General features: G+C 38.7%; 23 protein-coding genes. 19 read left to right on the forward strand and 4 right to left on the reverse strand.

Features of this window, described 5'->3' with window-relative positions; genetic code table 11:
- Window positions 1-62 precede the first annotated feature (62 nt).
- Complete coding sequence (locus ACNHOZ_RS03105; protein ID WP_013058985.1) at window positions 63-338, forward strand: YlbG family protein; 276 nt, start codon at window positions 63-65, stop codon at window positions 336-338.
- Window positions 339-412: 74 nt separating this feature from the next.
- Here the strand turns inward: ACNHOZ_RS03105 and ACNHOZ_RS03110 are convergent, their stop codons facing one another.
- Window positions 413-799, reverse strand: a complete 387-nt coding sequence (locus tag ACNHOZ_RS03110) for a DUF7147 family protein (RefSeq protein WP_013084871.1) — start codon at window positions 797-799, stop codon at window positions 413-415.
- 588 nt (window positions 800-1,387) lie between these two features.
- Between ACNHOZ_RS03110 and rsmD the strand changes: the two genes are divergently transcribed.
- Together rsmD and coaD are read left to right on the forward strand one after the other, a co-directional pair.
- Complete coding sequence (gene rsmD / locus ACNHOZ_RS03115; protein ID WP_013084870.1) at window positions 1,388-1,957, forward strand: 16S rRNA (guanine(966)-N(2))-methyltransferase RsmD; 570 nt, start codon at window positions 1,388-1,390, stop codon at window positions 1,955-1,957.
- A gap of 35 nt (window positions 1,958-1,992) precedes the next feature.
- A complete protein-coding gene (coaD, locus tag ACNHOZ_RS03120) occupies window positions 1,993-2,487 on the forward strand; it encodes a pantetheine-phosphate adenylyltransferase (protein WP_013058982.1) in 495 nt (164 codons plus the stop codon).
- A gap of 58 nt (window positions 2,488-2,545) precedes the next feature.
- Here coaD and ylbJ read toward each other — a convergent pair whose 3' ends face one another.
- On the reverse strand, window positions 2,546-3,754 hold the full coding sequence (ylbJ, locus tag ACNHOZ_RS03125) for a sporulation integral membrane protein YlbJ (protein WP_033579758.1): 1,209 nt from the start codon (window positions 3,752-3,754) through the stop codon (window positions 2,546-2,548).
- 482 nt (window positions 3,755-4,236) lie between these two features.
- Between ylbJ and ACNHOZ_RS03130 the strand changes: the two genes are divergently transcribed.
- Together ACNHOZ_RS03130 and ACNHOZ_RS03135 are read left to right on the forward strand one after the other, a co-directional pair.
- Window positions 4,237-5,034: a patatin-like phospholipase family protein gene (locus tag ACNHOZ_RS03130; protein WP_028411486.1), complete on the forward strand. Its 798-nt coding sequence runs from the start codon at window positions 4,237-4,239 to the stop codon at window positions 5,032-5,034.
- A complete protein-coding gene (locus ACNHOZ_RS03135) occupies window positions 5,024-6,040 on the forward strand; it encodes a SepM family pheromone-processing serine protease (RefSeq protein ID WP_028411485.1) in 1,017 nt (338 codons plus the stop codon). The genes ACNHOZ_RS03130 and ACNHOZ_RS03135 overlap by 11 nt, the downstream gene beginning before the upstream one ends.
- A gap of 27 nt (window positions 6,041-6,067) precedes the next feature.
- Here the strand turns inward: ACNHOZ_RS03135 and ACNHOZ_RS03140 are convergent, their stop codons facing one another.
- On the reverse strand, window positions 6,068-7,267 hold the full coding sequence (locus ACNHOZ_RS03140) for a nucleotidyltransferase (protein WP_048019819.1): 1,200 nt from the start codon (window positions 7,265-7,267) through the stop codon (window positions 6,068-6,070).
- Window positions 7,268-7,446: 179 nt separating this feature from the next.
- Here ACNHOZ_RS03140 and ACNHOZ_RS03145 point away from each other — a divergent pair, with 179 nt between their 5' ends.
- The 4 genes from ACNHOZ_RS03145 (at window position 7,447) to ACNHOZ_RS03160 (ending at window position 9,922) form a co-directional block, all read left to right on the forward strand.
- Window positions 7,447-7,965: a YceD family protein gene (locus ACNHOZ_RS03145; RefSeq protein ID WP_014458367.1), complete on the forward strand. Its 519-nt coding sequence runs from the start codon at window positions 7,447-7,449 to the stop codon at window positions 7,963-7,965.
- A 65-nt stretch (window positions 7,966-8,030) separates the two neighbouring features.
- Complete coding sequence (gene rpmF, locus ACNHOZ_RS03150) at window positions 8,031-8,204, forward strand: 50S ribosomal protein L32 (protein WP_013058976.1); 174 nt, start codon at window positions 8,031-8,033, stop codon at window positions 8,202-8,204.
- A gap of 169 nt (window positions 8,205-8,373) precedes the next feature.
- On the forward strand, window positions 8,374-9,141 hold the full coding sequence (locus ACNHOZ_RS03155; RefSeq protein WP_028411483.1) for an enoyl-CoA hydratase/isomerase family protein: 768 nt from the start codon (window positions 8,374-8,376) through the stop codon (window positions 9,139-9,141).
- A gap of 178 nt (window positions 9,142-9,319) precedes the next feature.
- Window positions 9,320-9,922 carry an RsfA family transcriptional regulator gene (locus ACNHOZ_RS03160; RefSeq protein WP_028411482.1) on the forward strand — a complete coding sequence of 201 codons (603 nt, stop codon included), beginning with the start codon at window positions 9,320-9,322 and terminating at the stop codon, window positions 9,920-9,922.
- Window positions 9,923-10,003: 81 nt separating this feature from the next.
- Here the strand turns inward: ACNHOZ_RS03160 and ACNHOZ_RS03165 are convergent, their stop codons facing one another.
- Window positions 10,004-10,474: an N-acetyltransferase gene (locus ACNHOZ_RS03165; protein ID WP_013058973.1), complete on the reverse strand. Its 471-nt coding sequence runs from the start codon at window positions 10,472-10,474 to the stop codon at window positions 10,004-10,006.
- A 313-nt stretch (window positions 10,475-10,787) separates the two neighbouring features.
- On the opposite strand from ACNHOZ_RS03165, the gene ACNHOZ_RS03170 reads away from it, so the two are divergent.
- The 10 genes from ACNHOZ_RS03170 to ACNHOZ_RS03215 all read left to right on the forward strand — a co-directional run bounded on the left by ACNHOZ_RS03170 (window position 10,788) and on the right by ACNHOZ_RS03215 (window position 22,964).
- A complete protein-coding gene (locus ACNHOZ_RS03170) occupies window positions 10,788-12,140 on the forward strand; it encodes an acetyl-CoA carboxylase biotin carboxylase subunit (protein WP_048019820.1) in 1,353 nt (450 codons plus the stop codon).
- Window positions 12,137-12,349 carry a biotin/lipoyl-containing protein gene (locus ACNHOZ_RS03175; RefSeq protein WP_033579761.1) on the forward strand — a complete coding sequence of 71 codons (213 nt, stop codon included), beginning with the start codon at window positions 12,137-12,139 and terminating at the stop codon, window positions 12,347-12,349. The genes ACNHOZ_RS03170 and ACNHOZ_RS03175 overlap by 4 nt, the downstream gene beginning before the upstream one ends.
- Before the next feature lie 19 nt (window positions 12,350-12,368).
- On the forward strand, window positions 12,369-13,910 hold the full coding sequence (locus ACNHOZ_RS03180) for an acyl-CoA carboxylase subunit beta (protein ID WP_048019821.1): 1,542 nt from the start codon (window positions 12,369-12,371) through the stop codon (window positions 13,908-13,910).
- Window positions 13,911-14,068: 158 nt separating this feature from the next.
- Entirely contained in the window at window positions 14,069-14,950 is an 882-nt protein-coding gene (locus tag ACNHOZ_RS03185; protein WP_048019822.1) for a 2-dehydropantoate 2-reductase, read from the forward strand.
- Window position 14,951: 1 nt separating this feature from the next.
- A complete protein-coding gene (locus tag ACNHOZ_RS03190; RefSeq protein ID WP_013058968.1) occupies window positions 14,952-15,335 on the forward strand; it encodes a DUF3397 domain-containing protein in 384 nt (127 codons plus the stop codon).
- A 90-nt stretch (window positions 15,336-15,425) separates the two neighbouring features.
- Complete coding sequence (gene bshC, locus ACNHOZ_RS03195; protein ID WP_048019823.1) at window positions 15,426-17,051, forward strand: bacillithiol biosynthesis cysteine-adding enzyme BshC; 1,626 nt, start codon at window positions 15,426-15,428, stop codon at window positions 17,049-17,051.
- Between the two features lie 334 nt (window positions 17,052-17,385).
- Window positions 17,386-18,324, forward strand: coding sequence for a 16S rRNA (cytosine(1402)-N(4))-methyltransferase RsmH (rsmH, locus tag ACNHOZ_RS03200; protein WP_048019824.1), 939 nt, complete (start codon window positions 17,386-17,388; stop codon window positions 18,322-18,324).
- A gap of 30 nt (window positions 18,325-18,354) precedes the next feature.
- Window positions 18,355-18,714: a cell division protein FtsL gene (gene ftsL, locus ACNHOZ_RS03205; protein ID WP_028410764.1), complete on the forward strand. Its 360-nt coding sequence runs from the start codon at window positions 18,355-18,357 to the stop codon at window positions 18,712-18,714.
- 5 nt (window positions 18,715-18,719) lie between these two features.
- Window positions 18,720-20,978, forward strand: coding sequence for a penicillin-binding protein (locus ACNHOZ_RS03210; RefSeq protein WP_028411476.1), 2,259 nt, complete (start codon window positions 18,720-18,722; stop codon window positions 20,976-20,978).
- Window positions 20,979-21,047: 69 nt separating this feature from the next.
- On the forward strand, window positions 21,048-22,964 hold the full coding sequence (locus tag ACNHOZ_RS03215; protein ID WP_013084856.1) for a stage V sporulation protein D: 1,917 nt from the start codon (window positions 21,048-21,050) through the stop codon (window positions 22,962-22,964).
- The last annotated feature ends 23 nt before the right edge of the window (window positions 22,965-22,987 follow it).

Raw genomic sequence — 22,987 nt, forward strand, 5'->3', positions numbered from 1 at the left:
TTCATATAAAAGAATTTATGATAAAGAAAACCAATATAACGTATGCAAAAGGGGAACTAAATATGTTTGTTGAACGTCAAGGAATTGTGGCGTATGTGCATTCTGTTAAGCAAGCAAAAGCATTGCGAAAGTACGGAAATGTACATTACGTATCTAAAGAATTAAAGTATGTTGTCTTATATTGCAACCAAGATGGCATTGAAAAAACAATCCATAAACTTCAGTCTCTACCTTTTGTGAAGAAAGTAGATCCTTCTTATCGGCCGTTTTTAAAAACAGAATTCGAAAATTCAAAGCCGGATAAAGCGAAGGAATATGACTATAAGATAGGAATTTAAACAAAAAAGGAATGTAATGTACATTCCTTTTTTTATTTTACTTGGCCTTAGCAAACGAATAGGCAGGGATGAGGTTATTGCATTGGCGGAATAAAGCGGTTCATTCGCAAAATGCCAATAAGGTGCTGATAGTATAGTGCTGTTTCTGGAAAGGTAGTAGATGGTTTGACATCGAGTACCACAATTTCTTTTCCCGCTTCCTCAGCTGCTCGTTTAAATAACTCAACGCGCTTGCTGTCGTTTTGTTTTAAAACAATTCCTTCTCGGCAAACGTAAAGCGGTTGGAAATTCCCTTCAGCTGTTGGATGCAAGACAGCGACAAAAGAAGCTACTTGTCGATCTTCTTTTACTGTTCGCAGCATAATAAGATGGGCAAGACGATGTTTGTTGCTTTTGACAATCTCTAACAGCTCATAAATATCTGAATACCCTTCTCCGAGCTCAATAAAACGCTGAATCATATGTATTTCCCCCTCTATGTATTAAAAAAGCAAACTCACGTAGTTTAATGTATCACTGAATATTTTAGGAGTAAATAAAAAAATCCCTACAACTACTCATTGTAGGGCCCTTCAATAAAGGGGTGTAATCACCTCTGCGATTACAAGCACCTTGATGAAGGCAAAGGGAGAGGAGAAACCGGAGGAAGAACTTATGGGGAAACGTAAGTCTTCTCCGCGGTTGGCAACAACATCGGTTAGATGATGTTGTTACTAGTCAGTATGTCCGTTTTAAACGTTCATATACCTGTCTCGTGAAATTCACTTTTTAAAATATAAAAGACTGATAACATGACAGAGAAAAGGGTAAATTTACGTTTATGATGACATATTAAAGTAAAGGAAATCTTTTATGAACGAAATGCCGAATGATCTGCATAGGTGTATCTAAGGAGACGGTCGTAAAAGTCCAGCATAAAAGCAAGCTGCTGGGTTATTGCACAGAATGCATACAGCATTGAATAAATTGAGGATTTTTGCTAGTCTTTGTAATTCAAAATATGTTAGGATAATGAAGAATAAGGAAGTAAAAGTAAGGTAGTGATAAGGATGAGAGTAGTAGCAGGTTTATATAAAGGCCATGCGTTAAAGGCGGTTCCAGGATACTCAACCCGCCCTACAACAGATAAGGTGAAAGAAGCTATTTTTAATATGATTGGACCGTTTTTTGAAGGTGGAACAGCTCTTGATTTGTTCGGTGGAAGCGGTGGCTTGGGAATTGAAGCTCTAAGTCGAGGAATAGATAAAGTCATTTTTGTGGATCGGGATGGCAAAGCGATTCAGACGATTAAAGCAAACTTAGCATCCTGTCGGTTAGAAGACCGCGCTGAAGTGTATCGAAATGATGCAGAGCGTGCACTGAAAGCGATAAAGAAAAGGGAGCTGACTGTCGATTTACTTTTGCTTGATCCACCGTATAAAGCACAAAAGTTGAAAGCGCTTATCGAAACGGTAAGTGAAGAAAATCTTCTGGCAAAAACAGGAATTATTGTAGCGGAGCATTCTCATGATGTACATTTAGATAATGAGATTGGTTTATTTGAAAAAATAAAAAGCGAAACGTACGGTATCATTGGTGTTTCTATTTATACATACAAGAAAGAAGAATCAGTTGAATAAATCAATGAGCTGTTAGATGTAGAAAGGGGATACGTATGGGCAGTATAGCTGTTTGTCCAGGAAGCTTTGATCCAGTTACGAATGGACATTTTGATATTATTAAACGAGGCGCAAATGTATTTGATACGATTTATGTGGTTGTTTTAAATAACTCCTCAAAAAGTCCTCTATTTACAGGGGAAGAGCGAGTAGCTTTGCTGAAAGAAGTAACAAAATCACTTCCTAATGTGGTAGTAGAGTCGTACAGCGGATTATTAATGGAGTATGCAAAAGAAAAGCAGGCAAAGACTATTTTAAGAGGTTTGCGTGCAGTATCAGATTTTGAGTACGAAATGCAAATCACATCTGTAAATCGCGTATTAGATAAAGAAATCGAAACGTTATTTATGATGACAAATAATCAATACTCGTTTTTAAGTTCTAGTATTGTAAAAGAGGTAGCTAAATATGGCGGGAATATTTCTGAATTAGTTCCTCCCCCTGTTAGAGAAGCGCTTGCAGAAAAATTTGAACAGCTGTCTCAAAAATAAGATAAAAAAGAACGTGACGTTTTCTTTGCCGATAAGAAAACGTCACGTTCTTTTTTTACTAGGAACGATGAAGAAACGCTCGTTTTGAATATAGATAAATATAGCAGCACAGCGTAAAAATCGTTAGGAGCGGGCCGTACACGTTTAGCCACTGCGATAGAATCGTAACGGACTCCAAGTGAGAAAAAACCGGCAGTGCTCCTTCAGATGCTTGAAAAGTAGTAATGGATTCCCGAAGAGGACCCCATAGAAAGATAGTGAATACTACCGCAAAACAGCCGTGAAAAATTCGGGCAATAAAAAATGGGAAAAATCGAATATCTGTTTCGGCGAGTATGCTAGCTACTTGTGCTTGAACAGAGAAACCGCTAAAGCCTAATACAAAGCTAACGATGATAATTTGATGAAACAGCAGCGTGTCCGGTGCTTCGCTTGCTAGGCGGCTTCCTAATGTAATTTCAAAAAGCCCCGAAATAAAGGGAAGGCTCAGCTCAGTCCCTATATGACAAAGGGAAAATAAATAAGCTAGACCGCTACTTAAAACGGCCGTGATATGAGTCACATATAAAAGTTTGTTTAATACAGAAAATAAAATGATAAAACCGCCAATCATTAAGAGAGATTGAACTGCAGAAGTAACCGCATCTCCTAAAAGCTTCCCGATAGGACGCTTATCTTTTAATCGCGTTTTATGCATTTCGTGAAAAGCTAACGATAAAGAAGGTTTTTGAATTACTTGTCCTTTAGGTTTTGCTGATCCATAAAACCGCATCACCAGTCCTACACAAATATTCCCTATGTAATGAGAGAGAGCTAATATGATACCGACAGCTGGATTGTGAAAAAAGCCAACTGCCACAGCTCCAAAAATAAAAATAGGGTTAGATGAGTTAGTAAATGATACGAGCCTTTCAGCTTCAATAGCTGTTAGCTGTTTTTCTTGGCGCAGCCGGGAAGTGATTTTTGCACCTGAAGGAAACCCAGAAGCCATGCCCATTGCTAAAGCAAAACCCCCTACTCCAGGTACTCGGAATAAAGGCCTCATAAACGGCTCTAATAAGATCCCAATGAACTTCACTACGCCAAACCCAATAAGCATTTCTGAAACAATAAAAAAGGGCAGCAGAGAAGGAAAGACGACCTTCCACCATGTGTTGAGACCTCTTACTGAACCTTCTAGCGCTTCTTTTGGATATACAATAAGCGCAATAGCGAGAAGTGTTACGCTCGTCCCGAGCAGAAGTGTTTTCACCATCGATTTATTCAACGAACGATTCATCTCCTTTTCTAAGCTCACGTCATTTTGATAGGAATGAAATGAGGAGTTTTAGGCAAATGTACAAGTTCTTCTATATATCAATATACGAAGCTATGCATCGACTTTATGCCTATGTGTAAGGAGAAAATAAATTCATACTGAATAAAAAGGCGTCTTGTCACATTTGGAAATACAATTCATATACATAAATCAATGCACTTCTAGAATAGTCAAGGAGTAAAAAAACGTATACGCAGCAAGAGAAGAGTAAGAATTTCTTAAAACAACCTTCAGTATAGTATAATGCTTAATAACCACCGTTGATTGAGCAAAACATATCTTTAGCTTCATACAAAATGAACAAATAGAAAATGAAGAATAGTCCTATTGAAGACAGGGCAACAATGATAGAGAAGCTCATCAAAAGTTTTTACATTTTTACATTTTTACATTTTTAGAAGTCTATAAGGTAAAACGAGGGGGCAGGTAAAGTGGAAAGCCCAAAAATAGGAGTTGCGTTAGGCTCAGGTGGAGCTAGAGGTTTTGCACATTTAGGAGTAATCAAAGCGCTAACAGAAAATAACATTCCTATTGATTTTCTAGCTGGCAGCAGCATGGGAGCTTTAGTTGGTGCACTATATGCGTCAGGTATTGAACTGGCAACTCTTTATAAAATGGCGCTAACGTTCAAACGAAAGTATTATTTGGATTTTACCGTGCCAAAAATGGGATTTATTACGGGCAACAGAGTAAAGTCGTTGGTTCGCACTTTTACGCAAAATAGAAACATTGAACAGTTATCTATACCGTTTGCCATTGTAGCGACAGATTTGAAAACAGGAGAGAAAGTGGTGTTTAAAAAAGGACCTATCGCTGAAGCGGTGAGAGCAAGTATTTCAATTCCAGGAATCTTTGCTCCCGAAGTAATTGATGGGCGATTGCTTGTAGACGGCGGGGTAGTGGACCGTATTCCTGTATCGGTTGTAAAAGAGATGGGATCTGATATTGTCATTGGAGTCGATGTATCAAAAGCGAAAGTGAATGCAGAAATCAGCTCCATTTTTGATGTCATTATGCAAAGTTTAGATATTTTGCAAGATGAGCTAGTAGCTCACCGAACTATTGCTTCAGACGTTATGATTCGTCCTAATCTCGATACTTTTAGTTCCAGAGCATTTACAAACATTCAAGAAATGATGTCAATTGGTGAACAAGCAGCACATGAGCAGTTGCCTTCTATTCTACAAGCAATTGATCATTGGAAGGAGAACAAAAAAAGTGAAATCTAGAATTAGAATTTTGGTATATTTGGCTGTTATTGCAGTGGTGGCAATGCTTTGTTTTTATCCATTGCCGTACTACATTACAAAGCCTGGAATGGCAGAAGAACTTGCGCCTATTATTAAGGTAGAAGATGGATACCATGAAAAAGGGACGTTTATGCTTACAACTGTAAGAATGGGCAGAGCAACTCCTCTTTCATATGGTCTTGCGAAAATACAGGACTTTCATGAAATTTTCCCTACAAAGCAAATTTTGCAGCAGGGTGAAAGCGATGAAGATTACTCGACAAGGCAATTACATATGATGGATACGTCAAAAAATGCCGCTATTTCAGTAGCATATGAAGCAGCTGGAAAGAGCGTTTCCTACCACAATAAAGGCGTATATGTTACATATGTTGTAGAAAATATGCCTGCACATGGAAAACTTCATGTTGGAGATGTCGTGACAAAAGTAGATGAGAAAAAAATTCAAACTGCTGAGGACTTAATCAACTACGTATCGACTAAAAAAGCAGGAGATTCAGTATCAATTTATGTAAAAAGAGATGGCAAAGAAAGCAAACATACTCTAAAAGTTAAAGCATTTCCTGACGAGCCGAAACGAGTAGGCCTAGGAATTGCCTTAGAAACGAACCAAGAATTAAAAGTCAAGCCCGATATACATATTGATACTGAAAAAATAGGAGGGCCTTCAGCGGGACTGATGTTCTCACTTGAAATCTATAATCAGCTTGTTAAAGAGGACATGACAAAAGGCCACCGCGTTGCAGGTACAGGGACTATCAATGATAAAGGAGAGGTAGGACCAATCGGAGGTATTTCACAAAAGATTGTAGCCGCAGATAAAGAAGGAGCAGAGATTTTCTTTGCACCAAATGAAAAAGGGGCTGCTGGCTCTAACTACCGAGAAGCAGTGAAGACAGCCAAAAAAATAAACAGTGATATGAAAATTGTACCCGTAGATTCATTTTCGGATGCCGTAACCTATTTAGAAAAGCTGAAACCATAAAAAAATCGTCTCTTGCAGACGATTTTTTTATGGCCAAATGATAGGAGGCTGCGTATATTCTTGTTTCATAAACTGAGAGCGCAGAGGCTCCTGAAACGGCGTACTATAAACATGTGTCGCTTTAATATCGGTATCAATTTCTTTTAGTTTACATTGCGATACAGTGGATACAATAGGAAGGGACAGCTTTTTCTTAATTGTTTTTAAATAGGCTTGTCCGGTCTTTGACATTCCCAATAAGCGAATATAAGGATCAGCTTGTTGCATCTCACTTTTTGTTGTATTGGTTAAAAGGTGAACGCACATGCGCTGTAAACGGGTTCTCGTATATCGCTTCGTTTTAACATTTGTTAAAAAATCTTCAAATGAAGTAGATGAAGAAATATAAGATAGCAGTCGATGTTCAATACCTTCTTCTATTTCATAAATACGCTGTAAGTCATAAAGTGGAGTAGTTAATAATTTGTATTTCAAAAATGGGAAATAGTGCTCCCAATGATGAAACTGTCCGTGTGCTTGTTTGTAAGCTGCTAATTCATTTGCTGTACTAACTGGCATATGCCTGCCCAGGTCCCCATGGCTGCTGCTGTCAAAAATAGCTTTACGTATGCTTGTAGCGCTTGAAATAAAAGAGGAAGACAGGGAATCATCGTGATAATGTGATTGAATTCGAGTGATTGTATATGGTTTAATAGATGCATGCTGTTTTTTTATGGCAGCTACATAGCTCATTCCAAGCACATTATTTGGCTGAGATAGATCAATAGGAGCCTCCGTGAAAAGCTGTAAGAAAGCATTGGAAGCTGATTTTGGATAACTGTTTCCTTTTTTCATCTCTTGTTGAATTAAGGCAGATAGTTCTGATTCATGAGCTTCGAGCAAATCAGCGGTGCGGGTAAATGAGTCAATATTGCCATTTTCGCTGCCAAAGCATACAAAGTCAGCGTGAAGGGATTCCAAAATAGAAATAGCGCCGCTTGCGAATGTTTCAGCTTTTTGAGTAGAAAAAGCATAGGGTAATTCAACGACTAAGTCTGCACCAGCGGCTAAAGCCATTCTTGTGCGGGACCATTTCGATACAAGAGCAGGCTCTCCGCGCTGCAAGAAGTGCCCGCTCATCACAGCAATCACACAATCTGCTCCGGTTTGTTGTTTGGCTTGCTGCAAATGATAAGCGTGTCCGTTATGAAAAGGATTATATTCGACAATTATTCCAACTGCTTGCATAATGTCTCCTTTTAATTTATTATTTTTAGTCTAGCTCTTTGTTTTAAAAACGTTTTTTTATGAAAGTAAGAAATTTTTACAAAAAAGCATATTTAAGTATATTATAGTGTAAAGAAAAAATATTGACAAATAATCTTGTGAAAGCTATAATAACCTTTGTTGCCTTGAGGTGATTAACAATGAAATGGACAATACATCAATTGTATCAGTTGCAAAATAAAGGTCTAACATTTGACGAAGTGATTGACGGCAAAGAGTTTATGAATGCTGATCCTCAAATTCGTAGAATGTCAGATGTAAACGTGAAAGGAAGAGCCGACATTAGCTCTTCGAAAGTAACGTTTCACCTTAAAATTTCAGGAGAAATGACGTTGCCTTGTGCTCGTACATTAGTTGACGTTCCGTATCCGTTTGAAATTAACGCAACTGAAACGTTTTTATTGAATGTGAATGCTGATTATGAAGAAGATGCTGAAGTACGCATTGTAGAGGGAGAAACGGTTGATTTACAACCTTTGATTCAAGAGTTAATTATTGTTGAAATTCCTCTGCAGGTATTTAGTGAAAATCAGCAAGCGGCAGGAGCAGCTCCACAGTCAGGAAAAGACTGGGAAGTTGTTACCGAAGAAGAACAGCAGGAAAAAGTAGATCCCCGCTTAGCCGTACTCGAAAATTTCTTTAAAGACAAAAAGAAATAAAAATGCGAAGATCCGGCTTTCGGGCCTTCATATGATTTTAAAATTCTTTTAAGGAGGTGGGAATAATGGCTGTACCTTTTAGAAGAACATCTAAAATGAAGAAAAGAACGCGTCGTACGCACTTTAAATTACAAGTTCCTGGTATGGTAGAGTGCCCAAATTGTGGTGAAATGAAACTATCACACCGCGTATGTAAAGCTTGTGGTACTTACAAAGGAAATGACGTAGTAAGCAAATAATTGCTTATTTAAATAAAAGACCCTCTTAAAGGGTCTTTTATTTTTTTTGCCTTTTTTCCTCCTCTGCCCTTTGGAAGAGAAGGATTTTTCTTATAGAACAAGAACTCTTTTTAAATAAACAATTACTGTTGTAAAAGGATTCATACCTTGTTCATAAGGAGGAAAAAGCATGAAAAAAAGCGAGCTGTTTACTACAAGCCAAGGCATTGCTACATTTGTGATTAATCGCCCTGAAAAGCGTAATGCCATTGATTATGATGTGATGAATGAACTGCAGCAAGCTGTAGATTATGTGAAACATAATCAGTTAGTAAAAGCTTTTGTAATTACAGGTGCTGGTTCAGACGCATTTTGCAGTGGAGGAGATTTAAGCGTATTTCATGAGCTAAAGACTTCGAAAGAGGCGTCTCAAATGTTAACGAAAATGGGGAGAATTCTTTATGAAATTTTAACGCTCCCAAAACCAACAGTTGCCCTTTTGAATGGAACATCGGTTGGGGGGGGGTGTGAGCTTGCGATTGCATGTGACTTCCGTATAAGTGCAACACATAGCGAAATGGGCTTTATTCAAGGGAATTTAGGAATTACAACAGGCTGGGGAGGAGGAACCATTCTTCTTGAAAAGCTGCGGTATCAAGAAGCGATGGAAATGATCTACAGTGCTCAGCTGTATGGAGTAGAACGAGCAAAGCAAATTGGATTTCTTTCCTATGTTACGTCGTTTAAAGAGCTAACTATGAGGTGTGAGGAGTGGTTAGCTCCTATTACTCATAAATCGACCCAAGTATTGCAAGCTTACAAAGAAATCGCTATTGAGAAATGGGAGCAAAGCCGGGTTTGGAATCGAATGGAACAAGAAATTCATCGCTGTTCGATATTGTGGGAATCGCCTGAGCATGAAGAAGCGGTTCAAAAGGTCATCGTTAAAAAAACATAGTTATGAACTGCATTTCCATAGCAATATAGTTAATAAGCAAAAGATGAAAGAATCACGGGTTTCCCATTTTGCTTCAAAGTATATGAAAGATTTTCTTGATTGAGAAGAGGAACAATAGTCTATCTTATCTAGTAGGTGCATATTCATTTAATAAGTACGGATAAGGAGGGATAGAAAAATGACTTCTTCTCGTCAAGATGCATGGACTCATGATGAAGATTTATTACTCGCAGAAATTGTACTGCGTCATATACGTGAAGGTGGCACTCAGCTAGCTGCATTTGAAGAAGTGGGGAAGAAACTTACACGAACATCAGCAGCTTGTGGCTTCCGCTGGAATTCTTTTGTGCGCAAACAATACAAGACTGGTATTGACCTTGCGAAAAAACAGAGAAAAGAATTAAAAGCAAGAACTGTTTCAAAAGACGACGAGCAGCCTGCACGCTTATCATATATGGAAGCAGAGAAACATATTTCGCTTAATGAGGTAATTAAGTATTTAGAAAATGTAGATCAAGGGCAAAAACACTCGTCGGAGCTTCTCGAAGCTAATGAAGAACTTCAGCAAAAGATTGAACGTTTACAAGAGAAAGTAACGATTTTGGAAAAAGAAAAAAAAGCTTTGCAAAACAATTTGTTAATTGTGGAAGATGACTATAAAGCTCTTATTGAAATTATGGAGAGGGCTCGTAAAATGGTTGTATTAAAAGAGGATGAAAAAAGTAGAAAAGTGAAATTTCAAGTGGATAAAAATTTAAATTTAGAAAAAGTTCAAAAGTAAAGCGAAAGCTTGAATGCTCCCTACCTCATGTTAATCATATATACCACATAGATATAAAATAAACAGCTGGAAATCAGCTGTTTATTTTTGTTCGCTTACACCGTTTGGTAGCCAAATAAGAGGGTTTTCTCCCAAATCACGATCGATATCATACGTTACAGGTACGAACCCCATTTTTGACCAAAAATCACTCGATTTTACTCGCGGGCTTGTTTTGATAGGTAATTGAAAGGATTTGGCATATTCAACGAGCGTTTGACCTAATCCTTTGCGCTGAAAATCGCTGAGCACTTCAAGTTTCCACACTTCAATATACGTTTGAGGCGGCTCGAAATATTGATCGTACTGTTTGTTTCGTTTATAGAGACTCATGCGAGCCACTAAGCTATTTCCAAAATAAATGCCGTAAAACGGAGAATTTATTTCATTATCGGAAATCTTGGCATGTAATTCTTCTAGCATTGAAAGTTCTTGAATGCCATATTCTTTGAATTTCTTGAACTCTTCTAGCGTTTTAAAATTAATTTTTAAATGCTTCACTTCGTAATTCATCCCATATCCCCCTTGTTATGTCTCCTTGCTAGATGAACGAACTGGATTGGTTCGTTCATCTAATATTATATAACAAAAATACAAAATATTCTGTTTTCGTGATTGGTGAACGAATATTCAATGCGCACAAAGAAAAATGAATTCTTTCGGTTAAATACGAAGAATACATTACTATAAACATCACTTTTTAGAAAGGAGGCAAAAGGGAAACAGAATTCAAATAGAAAGCGTTTTCAAAAATTGTAGAGGAGTTTTAAAATTATTGTAGAATTATATGGGGGAAAGTAGAAATTTGAGGAAAGGGGAGAGAAAGGTGAAAAAAATACTGATTGCAAATCGAGGAGAAATTGCTCTTCGTATTATTCATACATGCAAACAAATGGGCATTGAAACGGTGGCTGTCTATTCCGATGCAGATGCAGAACTTCCTTATGTTCAAGCGGCTACAAAAGCACGTCGAATTGGAGAGCCTCCTGTGCAAAAGTCATATTTGAATGTGGAAGAGCTGCTTAGAATTAGTCATGAAGAAAAAGTAGACGCCATTCATCCTGGATATGGATTTTTATCGGAAAATAGTGCATTTGCTAAAAGAGCGATTGATGAAGGTTTTTGTTTTATCGGTCCTTCTCCCGAAATCATTTCGATGATGGGCGACAAAATCGCTGCCCGCGCTGCGATGAAAGAAGCGGGTGTACCCGTTGTCCCCGGCAGCGAGGGCGATGTGACGTCAGTTGAAGAGGCTTGTAAAGTAGCGGGGGTAATTGGATATCCCGTTATGTTAAAAGCAAGCGGAGGCGGCGGAGGAATTGGGATGGTGCGCTGCGATAACGAAGAAGCAGTAAAACAAGTATATGCCTCAACAAAAGCAAGAGCAAAAGCATATTTTGGTCATGAAGGAATGTTTATTGAAAAGCTTATCACAAACGCAAAACATATCGAGGTACAGGTGTTTGGAGATCAGCATGGTAATGTCGTTCATCTTTTTGAACGCGATTGTTCCGTACAAAGAAGAAATCAAAAAGTGATTGAAGAAGCCCCTGCGCTTGCTTTAAAAGAAAGTACGCGACAAGCCATGCAAAACCAAGCCGTTCAAGCGGCTAAAGCAATCGGCTATTATAATGCGGGTACGGTGGAGTTTATCGTGGATGAAGACGAAAATTTTTATTTTCTTGAAATGAACACGCGGCTGCAAGTTGAGCATCCGATCACCGAGCAAATTGCAGGGGTCGATTTAGTTAAGTGGCAGATTTTAGCTGCGCGCGGTGAAAAGCTTCCTCGTATGCAAGAGGAAATAGCAGCAAATAACTACGCCATTGAATTTCGAATTTATGCAGAAGATCCGTTTACTTTTTTACCGGCTCCGGGGAAAATTACGGGTTATCACTTGCCGGAGCGAACCTACGCGCGCGTGGATAGCGGCTACAGTGATATGAATGCGGTTACAGCTTTTTATGATCCAATGATTGCAAAGGTTATCATTACTGGTCGTACGCGTTCAAATGCAATTGAACTAGCTAAATCATATTTTACAGAAGCTGTTGTAGAGGGAATCAAAACAAATATTCCTCTATTTAAGCAGTTGTTAAATGAAGAGTTATATGAAAAAGGCGCCTACAACACATCGTTATTATCAACAGTATTAAATAAAGGAGGAGCACCACAATGAGTGAAATCAAAGCGACAATGGCAGGCATGGTATTTAATGTGTTTGTTCAGCAAGGAGCAAGTGTAACTAAAGGAGAAGTTGTTGTTGTATTAGAATCTATGAAAATGGAAATTCCTATTGAAAGCGATCAAGCCGGTATTGCAGAGACGGTCCATATAGCGGTGGGGGATTTTGTTAACGAAGGCGACGTTTTGGTGACTATTTCATAACTCATAAAGGGGAGATATCATGATACATACAGGTGAATCTCAGAAAAAATATGATGAAAACCGTCAAAAAGTAGAGCGGGGCAACGCTGAAAAGTACAAAGAGAAACTTGCAAAACAACAGAAGCTTTTTGTAAGAGATCGTTTAGCCCTTTTATTCGATGACGGGAAATATGAAGAAGACGGTATGTTTGCAAATAATAAAGCCCAAGGGTTGCCGGCAGACGGTGTTGTAACCGCAATTGGAAAAGTAAACGGTGAAACGGTTTGTGTAATGGCTAATGACTCTACTGTAAAAGCAGGGTCTTGGGGGGCCAGAACAGTAGAGAAAATTATTCGGATTCAAGAAGTAGCGGAAAAACTGCATGTGCCTTTGCTGTACCTAGTGGATTCTGCTGGAGCGCGTATTACGGATCAATTAGATATGTTTCCAAACCGCAGAGGAGCTGGACGGATCTTTCACAATCAAGTAAAACTTTCCGGCGTCATTCCTCAAATTTGTTTGCTTTTCGGTCCGTCAGCAGCTGGAGGGGCTTATATCCCTGCATTTTGTGATATTGTTGTGATGGTAGATGGAAACGCTTCTATGTACTTAGGTTCGCCGCGTATGGCCGAAGCCGTTATTGGAGAAAAGGTTACGCTAGAGGAAATGGGAGGAGCACATATGCACTGCAGCGTTAGCGGATGTGGAGATGTACTGGCTTATTCTGAAGAAGAAGCTATTTCGTATGCCAAATCTTATTTAACCTATTTTCCACAAAACTATCAAGAAAAGCCTAAAGTACAAAAAGCTAAAGAGCCTAAGCAGACAAAGGATTTAGTAGAACTAATTCCGGAGAATCAAAATGTTCCATTTGATATCTATGAAGCAATTGATACCCTTATTGACGAGGGGAGCTTTTTTGAAATAAAAAAACTGTTTGCCGCCGAATTGGTAACAGGGCTTGCACGAATAGATGGAAAAGTAGTAGGGATTGTTGCTAATCAGCCAAAAGTTAAAGGGGGAGTGCTGTTTGTAGATTCAGCAGATAAAGGCGCAAAATTTATTCAACTGTGCGATGCATTCCATATTCCTTTGCTGTTTTTAGCTGACGTGCCTGGATTTATGATTGGAACCAAAGTAGAAAGAGCTGGCATCATTAGACATGGAGCCAAATTAATTGCAGCGATGAGTTCAGCTACAGTTCCTAAAATTTCCGTAGTCATGCGTAAAGCTTATGGCGCAGGGCTTTACGCTATGGCTGGTCCGGCTTTTGAACCAGATTGCTGCATTGCATTGCCTACTGCTCAAATTGCCGTAATGGGTCCTGAAGCTGCAGTAAATGCCGTCTATTCTAATAAAATTAATGAAATTGAAGATCCGAAAGAGCGGTTCATGTTTGTTAAACAGAAACAGCAAGAGTATAAAGAACACATCGATATCTATACGCTGGCATCTGAACTTATTATTGACGATATCGTTCCTGCTAACGAACTGCGTCGAACGTTAATTGACCGCTTTCGCTTATATGAAACAAAGAATGTGACCTTTAGCCGTCGTAAACATCCGGTGTATCCCGTATAATAGAAAAAAACGGGATCACTCTAAATAATTTACAATAAGCCCGGTGATTTTTAATCACACGGGCTATATGAATAGGTAAAATTTAAAGAATGCATTTAATTCAAAGCATTTTTTTGCTAAAATGAAACTCAATAATAGAAAGAGGAACAAAAAATACGATGAAAACTATAGGTATTATTGGAGGCGGATCATTAGGTCTGTTGTTTAGCGCGTATTTATCAGATTGTTATGATGTAACCTTGTACACGAAAACACCAACTCAAGCAAAGTGTATTAACGAAAATGGAATTACCTTACATAGACAAGGGGAACATCACACGAAAAAAGTCAGTGCTATCTCTCTGGAAAAAAACATAAAAGAAGCAGATTTAATCATTATTACTGTAAAACAGTATCATTTAAAAGAGATTATTCCTTTTATTAAAACCCTTACTATACATACTCCCCTTTTGTTTATCCAAAACGGTATGAGCCATGTTGAAATTCTCAAAAACCTCCCGCAGCGCACTCTCTATTTGGGTACAGTTGAACATGGGGCAATGCGTACAAATATGGATAGCGTCCATCATACAGGAATAGGAACAACCCGTATTGCTTTGTACAGAGGAGAAATGGAGTCTATCTTACCGATTGTGAATTTTCCTTGGGTAATTGAAAAAGATTGGTATGCGATGCTGGTGAAGAAATTAGTTGTAAATGCGCTCATTAATCCTCTTACGGCGCTGTATCGCGTGAAAAATGGGCAGCTGATTCACAACAGCTACTTTTATAAAACGATGCGTCTATTGTATGAAGAGATTGCAGATGTGTTAAAACTGGATTCAGCTTTTAATTATTGGGAAAATGCGATGGGGGTTTGTTCGCGCACGAGTACAAATCAATCTTCTATGCTAAAAGATATACAGGAGGGGCGGCAAACCGAGATTGATGCTATCTTAGGTTATATCCAAACACAAGCTGCTGAAAAAAGAACGTCGACGCCTATTGTTGACTTTTTATATAGGTCAATAAAAGGAATCGAAGAAGAAAAGGGTGAGTAACATGGGAAGTTTTATTGCTGGCGTTTTTGCGACGTTTGTCACTCTGCCGCTCGTCGGTTTTTTTATTCTATACATGCTTTTACGCAAACTGACGAAAAATAAAAGGAAATCTGTCCACATAGCAACGTACATTACTACGGTTTTTCTTATTTTGTCCGTGCATTATGCAGCTGTGGAAATTTTTGGGCACTCTTTTTTGTGGTTGATTGCGTTAGTCCTTTTAGTTGTGGCAATGATTATGATGTTTGTACATTGGAAAGTCAAACATGACTTAGAAATGAAGCTTATTGCGAAAGGGTTCTTTCGGATGAATTTCGTTTTGTTTCTTATTGCACATATTGTGTTAAATATAGGTGGAATCGCTTTTCGTATTTCCTCTCTGTAAAGCATGTTACTAGACGTGAGCAGTTACATTATGGATAATGAAGCTATATGTAGAGAATATAAGTATTAGGAAAAGAAAGGAAGTTCTTTCATGGAGATTACAGACGTCTCTTTAAAGGCGGGAAACAAACTAACGAACGATTACATAAAAGGTGAAAAGCAAGCACTTTCCTTTTTTCATTATAATATACACGAAAAAGACGTATATGAAAAACGTTTAGCGGACGTTCAAAAGCAGTCTTATCCAAGAGAACAGCTTGCTGAGTATCTGCTTGATTTTAATAAGCGCTACGGAGCATCTTCTGAGACGATTGAAAATATTGAAAAGCTAAAAGATCCTAACAGCGTAGTGGTCGTTGGAGGTCAGCAAGCGGGGCTGCTTACGGGTCCTTTGTACACCATTCATAAAGTGATTTCAATTGTGCTGCTAGCTAAACAACAAGAGGCAGCTCTAAACGTGCCCGTGCTTCCGGTATTTTGGATTGCTGGAGAAGATCATGATTTTGCTGAGATCAACCATGTATACACAGAGCATAAAAACCAGCTTTTAAAGAAAACGTTAAAGCATTCTTTAAAGAAAAAGCAAATGGTTTCTCAAATCGAATTAGATCATGAAGCCTGTAGAAGCTGGGTTCGTGATGTTTTTCAAACGTTTAACGAAACGGCGCATACAAATCAGGTGTTACACTTTGTTTTAGAGGCGTTAGATAAATCACGTACCTATGTCGATTTCTTTGCTCATTTGGTTACCACATTGTTTGCAGAGTCAGGTCTTATTTTAATGGATGCAGCTTCTAAAGAAGTGCGCAGCATTGAATCTTCTTTCTTTGTGACGTTAATTGAACAAAATGACAAATTATCGTCAGCCGTTATGGAACAGCAAACAGAGATTCAAAAACAATACGGACGAATGATTGAAGTGGGAGAAGAAACGGCCCATCTCTTTTATTCACACAACGAAAACAGAGTACTTTTAGAAAGAGACGCAGAGCAAGAGCAGTTTGTTGGAAAGCAAAATGAACTCGCGCTGTCTAAAGAAGAGCTGGTTCAAATTGCTAAACAAACGCCAGAGCTTCTTAGTAATAATGTTGTGACTAGACCCCTTATGCAGGAGTACTTACTTCCTACCCTTGCGTTTATTGCAGGTCCAGGGGAAGTAGCGTATTGGGCAGAGCTTGAAAAAGCATTTTCTTTATTTAGCTTTAAAATGCCTCCCGTGGTTCCGAGGTTATCCTATGCAATCGTAGAAAGACATATCGAGAAGTATATGGATGAACTTCAGTTAGACCTTTCGAATGTCATTAACAAAGGCGTGGATGCAGAGAGGGAGCACTGGCTTAAGACAGAAGTTCACAACCCGTACGAAATGTATTTTGAAAAAGCGAAAGAAGATTTTGAAAAAATTCATAAAACTCTTCGTGAAAATATTCAAAAAGAAGACAAAACATTTGATGAAGTCATGCTTAAAAATCGAGCGATTATTCAAAAGCAGTTTGAAACCATTCAAAAGATTGTCGAATCCAAACAGCTCATTAAGCACGATGTGAAGCATTCAAAATATGCTCAAATTGAACTTGCTCTTCGTCCCTACAATGCTCCACAAGAACGCATGTGGAATATTATGTATTATTTAAACGGCTATGGTATGCAATTTGTGTCAGATTTACTAAGTGCTGAAGTCGAATTAAATCACCAGTTAAAAGTCTGCTATGTCTAATAAAATCCTGCTGAAAAGCAGGATTTTTATTTTGGAAAAGAGAACAAGTTTACAAGGTGAATGTCAGCCAATTGAATCCTTATAAGGTATTTATTTCTAATTACACAAAAAAACCTTATATTCCTTACATTTTATTCTACGAATATGTCCTACTTTTAACAAAATGACACTATTTGTGACAAAAAGACAAAATTCTACTTAATTCTTATATAAATAGCTGAAATAATGTTGAACTTTGATATATAATATAAACGTGTATATATATCAAAGAAAAACACCGTTTTTTGCTTTTTGTATACATAACTAAGTAGTTTAGAAAGAAGTAGGTGTCATAATGTTTAATCACACAACTGTTTTGCTTAAAGAAGCAGCGGAAGGCTTAAATATTAAGCCGGATGGAGTATATGTCGACTGCACGCTTGGCGGAGCAGGTCATAGTGAATATATCGTAAAACAGCTATCAGAAAAAGGGAAATTAATTGCGTTTGATCAAGACGATGTTGCTCTTGAAAATGCAAAAGAAAAATTAGCCCCGTATCTAGACAGAGTTATTCTAATCAAAAGTAATTTTCGCTATTTAAAAGAGCAGCTAATGAAACATGGAATTGAAGAAGTAGATGGAGTATTGTTTGACCTAGGCGTCTCGTCTCCTCAGTTGGATACACCAGAGCGAGGGTTCAGCTTTCATCATGAGGCCCCGCTTGATATGCGCATGGATCAAAACTCAAAGTTTTCTGCGTACAACGTAGTAAATGAATGGCCTTATGAAAAACTTGTAAAAATCTTTTTCCAATACGGAGAAGAAAAGTTTTCGAAACAAATTGCCCGCAAAATTGAGGCATATCGAGAGTCTAAACCAATTGAAACAACGCTAGAGCTGGTTGATCTTATTAAAGATGGTATTCCAGCGCCAGCTAGACGAACGGGTGGACATCCGGCAAAACGGATTTTCCAGGCTATTCGCATTGCTGTAAATGATGAGCTTCAAGTATTTGAAGATGCAATTGAACAGGCCATGGATGTAATCAAAAAAGGTGGACGTGTAAGTGTTATTACCTTCCATTCACTTGAAGACCGAATTTGTAAAGTAGCGTTTAAAAATGCAAGCACGGTTCCGCAGCTTCCTCATGGACTGCCGGTTATTCCAGAAGAATTTAAACCTAAAATGAAAGTCATTACAAGAAAACCTATTTTACCTTCAGAAGAAGAGGTAGAAGAAAATAAGCGCGCGCGTTCGGCAAAGCTTCGAATTGTTGAGAAATTAGTCCAATAAAAGGGTTTAATCAAAGAGGAGGGGACGAGAATGAACAATGCAGCATACAAAGTAAGAGAGCAAGACCAGCAGCAGAAGCAGCAAAAGACGGTACGTCAAGTTGTTCGAAAGACAAAAAGAAAAATCACGGTTGGTGAAAAAATTGTGTATTCTGGGTTTGTCGCACTCATGCTGTTTGGGTCTGTGCAAATCATTTCAAATCAATCTTCGCTTTATAGCATCAGTGAAGAAGTGCAATCACTCGATGGAAAGATTGACAAGCAAGAAGCAAAAAACAATGAGTTAAAATTACAGGTAACAGAGTTAAGTGCATACGATCGTATTTGGACAAAAGCAAAAGAACTTGGACTAAAATTGAATGAAAATAACGTAAAAGTCGTTAACGATTAATTGCGATGACTACGCCAAGAAAAAATAGCAATATTAGTACAGGAGCAGCAATATTAATTTTAATATTTGCATTGCTCTTTTTTGTATTAGCCATCAGGTTCTTTTACATCCAAGCGACGGGCAAAGCAGACGGAGAAGCTTTAGCCGAAATTGCACAAAAACAGCATACGCGAACGTCTAAAATTGAAGGACAGCGCGGTACGATTTACGATCGAAATGGAGAAGCAATCGCCCAAGACACGGGTGCTTATACGGTTGTGGCGATTTTAGATAAAAAACAAACAAAAGATAAAGATCACCCGCAACATGTGGTAGACCCAGAAAAAACGGCTCAAAAATTAGCCCCATTGTTGAAGATGGACGAATCGAAAATTGAAAGCATGTTAACGAGAGGAATTAAACGTGGTACCTTCCAAGTAGAACTTGGCCCAGGCGGACGTGATATTGATAACGTGCTAAAGCAAAAAATTGAGAAGCTAAATCTCCCGGGCATCACGTTTTTACGCGATTCGAAGCGCTTCTATCCAAACGGTGTATTTGCCTCAAGTATTTTAGGATATGCACAAAAAGATGATACGGGTAAAATCGTAGGGAAAATGGGAATTGAAAAAGTATTTGATAAGCAGCTTTCTGAAGAAGATGGATATGTAAAATACGAAGCTGCTAAAAATGGAATTAAGCTTCCGGATCCAAAAGAGTCAATTGTAGCTCCTAAAAACGGAGACAGCGTTACGCTTACGATTGATGAAAAAATTCAAACGTTTTTAGAGGATGCGATGACAGCTGCTGCTAAAGAATATAAACCAGAAGAGCTAATGGCAACGGTAGTGAATCCGAAAACCGGTGAAATTTTGGCGATGTCAAACCGACCTTCATTTGATCCAAATATTCGTGATATCACTTCTTATCGCAATCCGTTTGTTGAAAACAGCTATGAGCTTGGTTCAACGATGAAAATCTTTACGCTAGCAGCCGCGATTGATGCAGGCGTTTATAACGGCGAAGACCGCTATCAGTCGGGATCTTATAAAGTAACGAAAAACAGCGTTCCGATTAACGATCACAACGGCGGAGTCGGCTGGGGAGCTATTACATTTAATGAAGGAATTCAAAGGTCTTCAAATGTAGCGGTTGCCATTTTAGCCAACGAAAAATTAGGTACCGACCGTTTGTATAAATACTTGGACAAGTTTGGCTTTATGGATAAGACGGGAATTGACTTGCCAAATGAAGCTTCTAGCAAGTTAGTGACGAAGTACCCGAGAGACCGCGTAACCACTGCGTTTGGACAGGCGTCTGCTTTTACGCCTATTCAAGAAATTCAAGCGGCTACTGCGATTGCGAATGACGGGAAAATGATGAAGCCTTACGTGATTAAACAAGTAGTCGATGAAACAAATAAGAAAACAATTAAGAAAACAAAACCTACCGTAGTAGGCCAGCCTATTTCTAAAAAAGCAGCGAACGAAACGCTAGGTATTTTAGAAACCGTTGTTTCTTCTGATGATGGAACAGGCAAACCTTACGCGATTGAAGGATACGATGTCGCTGGAAAGACGGGAACAGCTCAAATTCCTGGGCCTACCGGAGGCTACTTGCATGGACACGGAAAAAATTTCATTTCCTTTATGGGCTTTGCACCTGCTAAAGATCCAAAGCTGCTTGTCTATGTAGCTGTTAAAAATCCAACTCTCACGCCTCAAGAGACGGGTACTGCGCCGCTTACAGCCGTATTTAATCCGGTGATGAAAAATAGTCTGCAGTATTTAGGAGTGGAGCCTCAAAAAACGGATGAAGACGGAAAAGAAACGAAAGAAAAGAAAGTGGATTCAGAAATCAAGCTTAAATCTTACGTTAATGAATCAGTTGATAGTACCGTGAAAGACTTAAAACAAAAAGGACTTGTTCCTGTTGTAATAGGTAAAGGAGATACGGTAGAAAGCCAATCACCTACTTCTGATACTATTGTCACTGGTCAACGCGTGTTCATTAAGACAAATGGAAAAGCCACAATGCCTGATTTAACAGGTTTTTCACATCGTGATGTTATTCGCTTTAGTGAATTTGTCAACGTTCGACCTAGCGCACTTGAAAATGGTTATGTTGTAAGTCAAAGTATTAAAGCAGGCGATCCGCTAAAAGCAGGCACGTACCTGAAAGTGGAACTTGAAACGCCTAAAGAATTTTCAAGCACGTTAAATAAGTTAAAAGAAACGGAAAAAAGTGAATCTGATAGTAAAAAAGACGATAAGCAACTTGACTAGAAAATAAGTTCTAGTGAATCCTGTACAAGCATATATTGGAACGAGCCGATTCAGAGGAGGTTCTAATATATGCGGGTATCAGGAGTCACAGTTCGTAAAAGGCTAGCCATTGTTTTGTTTGTCGGTTTTATTGTGTTTTTGATTATTGATACAAGGCTTGGATATGTACAGTTGCTGACTGGGGATACGCTAACTGAAAAAGCCAAAGACTTATGGAGTCGGAATATTCCTTTTGAACCTGAAAGAGGAAAGATACTAGATCGCAATGATGTGGCACTTGCTACAAATAAAAGTGCACCGACCGTTTTAGTTATGCCAAGACAAGTTGAAAATCCAGCTGTTACGGCTGAAAAGTTAGCAAAAGTGCTGGGAGCATCAAAAGAAAAAGTATATGAACAAATAACAAAAGCTTCTTCTAGCGTATATTTGCGTCCTGAAGGAAGAAAAATTTCACATGCGAAAGCAAATGAAGTGCGAAATTTAAATTTAAAAGGCGTATATATAGCTGAGGATTCGAAGCGGTACTATCCGTTTGGAAGTTATTTGTCGCATGTATTAGGCTTTGCGGGAGTAGATAATCAAGGATTAACGGGCCTTGAATTATATTATGATAAAGAGCTAAAAGGACAAAAAGGTTCAGTTAAATTGTATTCTGATGCTAAAGGTAAAAAGATGCCCAATATAGCCGATGACTACACAGCGCCTGTGGACGGGCTCGATTTGAGATTGACCATTGATTCACGTGTGCAAACAATCATGGAGCGTGAGTTGGATAATGCTCAGACAGCTTATAATCCAGATGGTATGATAGCCATTGCCATGAATCCTAAAAACGGTGAAATTTTAGGTATGTCAAGTCGTCCGGGCTTTGATCCGACGGATTTTAAAAATGTGAAGCCTGAGGTGTATAATCGCAATCTTCCAATCTGGAGCGTATATGAGCCCGGATCAACGTTTAAGATTATTACACTGGCAGCTGCTCTTGAAGAAAAGAAAGTGGATTTACTAAAAGATCAATTCTACGATGATGGAGCCGCGGAAGTTGGAGGAGCGAGACTTCGCTGCTGGAAAAAAGGCGGACACGGACAGCAGTCTTTTTTAGAAGTTGTACAGAACTCATGTAACCCTGGTTTTGTGGAGCTTGGGGAACGTTTAGGAAAAGAGAAATTGTTCAAATACATTAAAGAATTTGGCTTTGGTCAAAAAACAGGTATTGATTTACAAGGGGAAGCAAAAGGAATTTTGTTCCCGCTTGAGCGCGTGGGGCCGGTTGAACAAGCTACAACAGCTTTTGGGCAAGGGGTTGCTGTTACTCCTATTCAACAAGTAGCTGCTGTTTCAGCAGCCGTAAACGGTGGAACGCTTTATGAACCTTATATTGCAAAAGAGTGGGTGGATCCAACTACCGGAAAAGTTGTAAGCAGTCATAAACCGGTTGCTAAGCGAAAAGTTATTTCCGAGGAAACGTCTAAGCAAGTGCGTTTTGCTCTTGAAAGTGTAGTCGCACAAGGAAGCGGAAAAGGAGCTTTTGTGGAAGGGTACCGCGTTGGAGGAAAGACGGGTACGGCGCAGAAAGCTCAAAATGGAAAGTATTTAAAAAATAATCACATCGTTTCTTTTATCGGTGTTGCACCAGCAGATAACCCTGAAATTGTCGTGTATGTTGCGGTTGATAATCCAAAGGGCACCATTCAGTTTGGTGGAGTGGTAGCAGCTCCGATTGTAGGTAAAATGATTGAAGACAGTTTGCGTGTGATGGACGTTAAACCGCGTAAAGGACAAATTGAAAAAGAGTTAACGTGGCTGGACACACCAATGATAAAAGTACCAAATGTCGTAGGAATGTCAAAAAAAGAGTTACAAGAACAGCTACTTAATTTAAAATTAGATGTGAGTGGCGAAGGAGATAAAGTGGTCAAGCAGTCTCCTGCAGCCGGAACGAAAGTTAAAGAAGGCGAAACGGTTAGAATTTATATGGGAAAATAAAAATCTCTATAAACTATTATTCT

Source organism: Priestia sp. D51 (assembly GCF_053345675.1).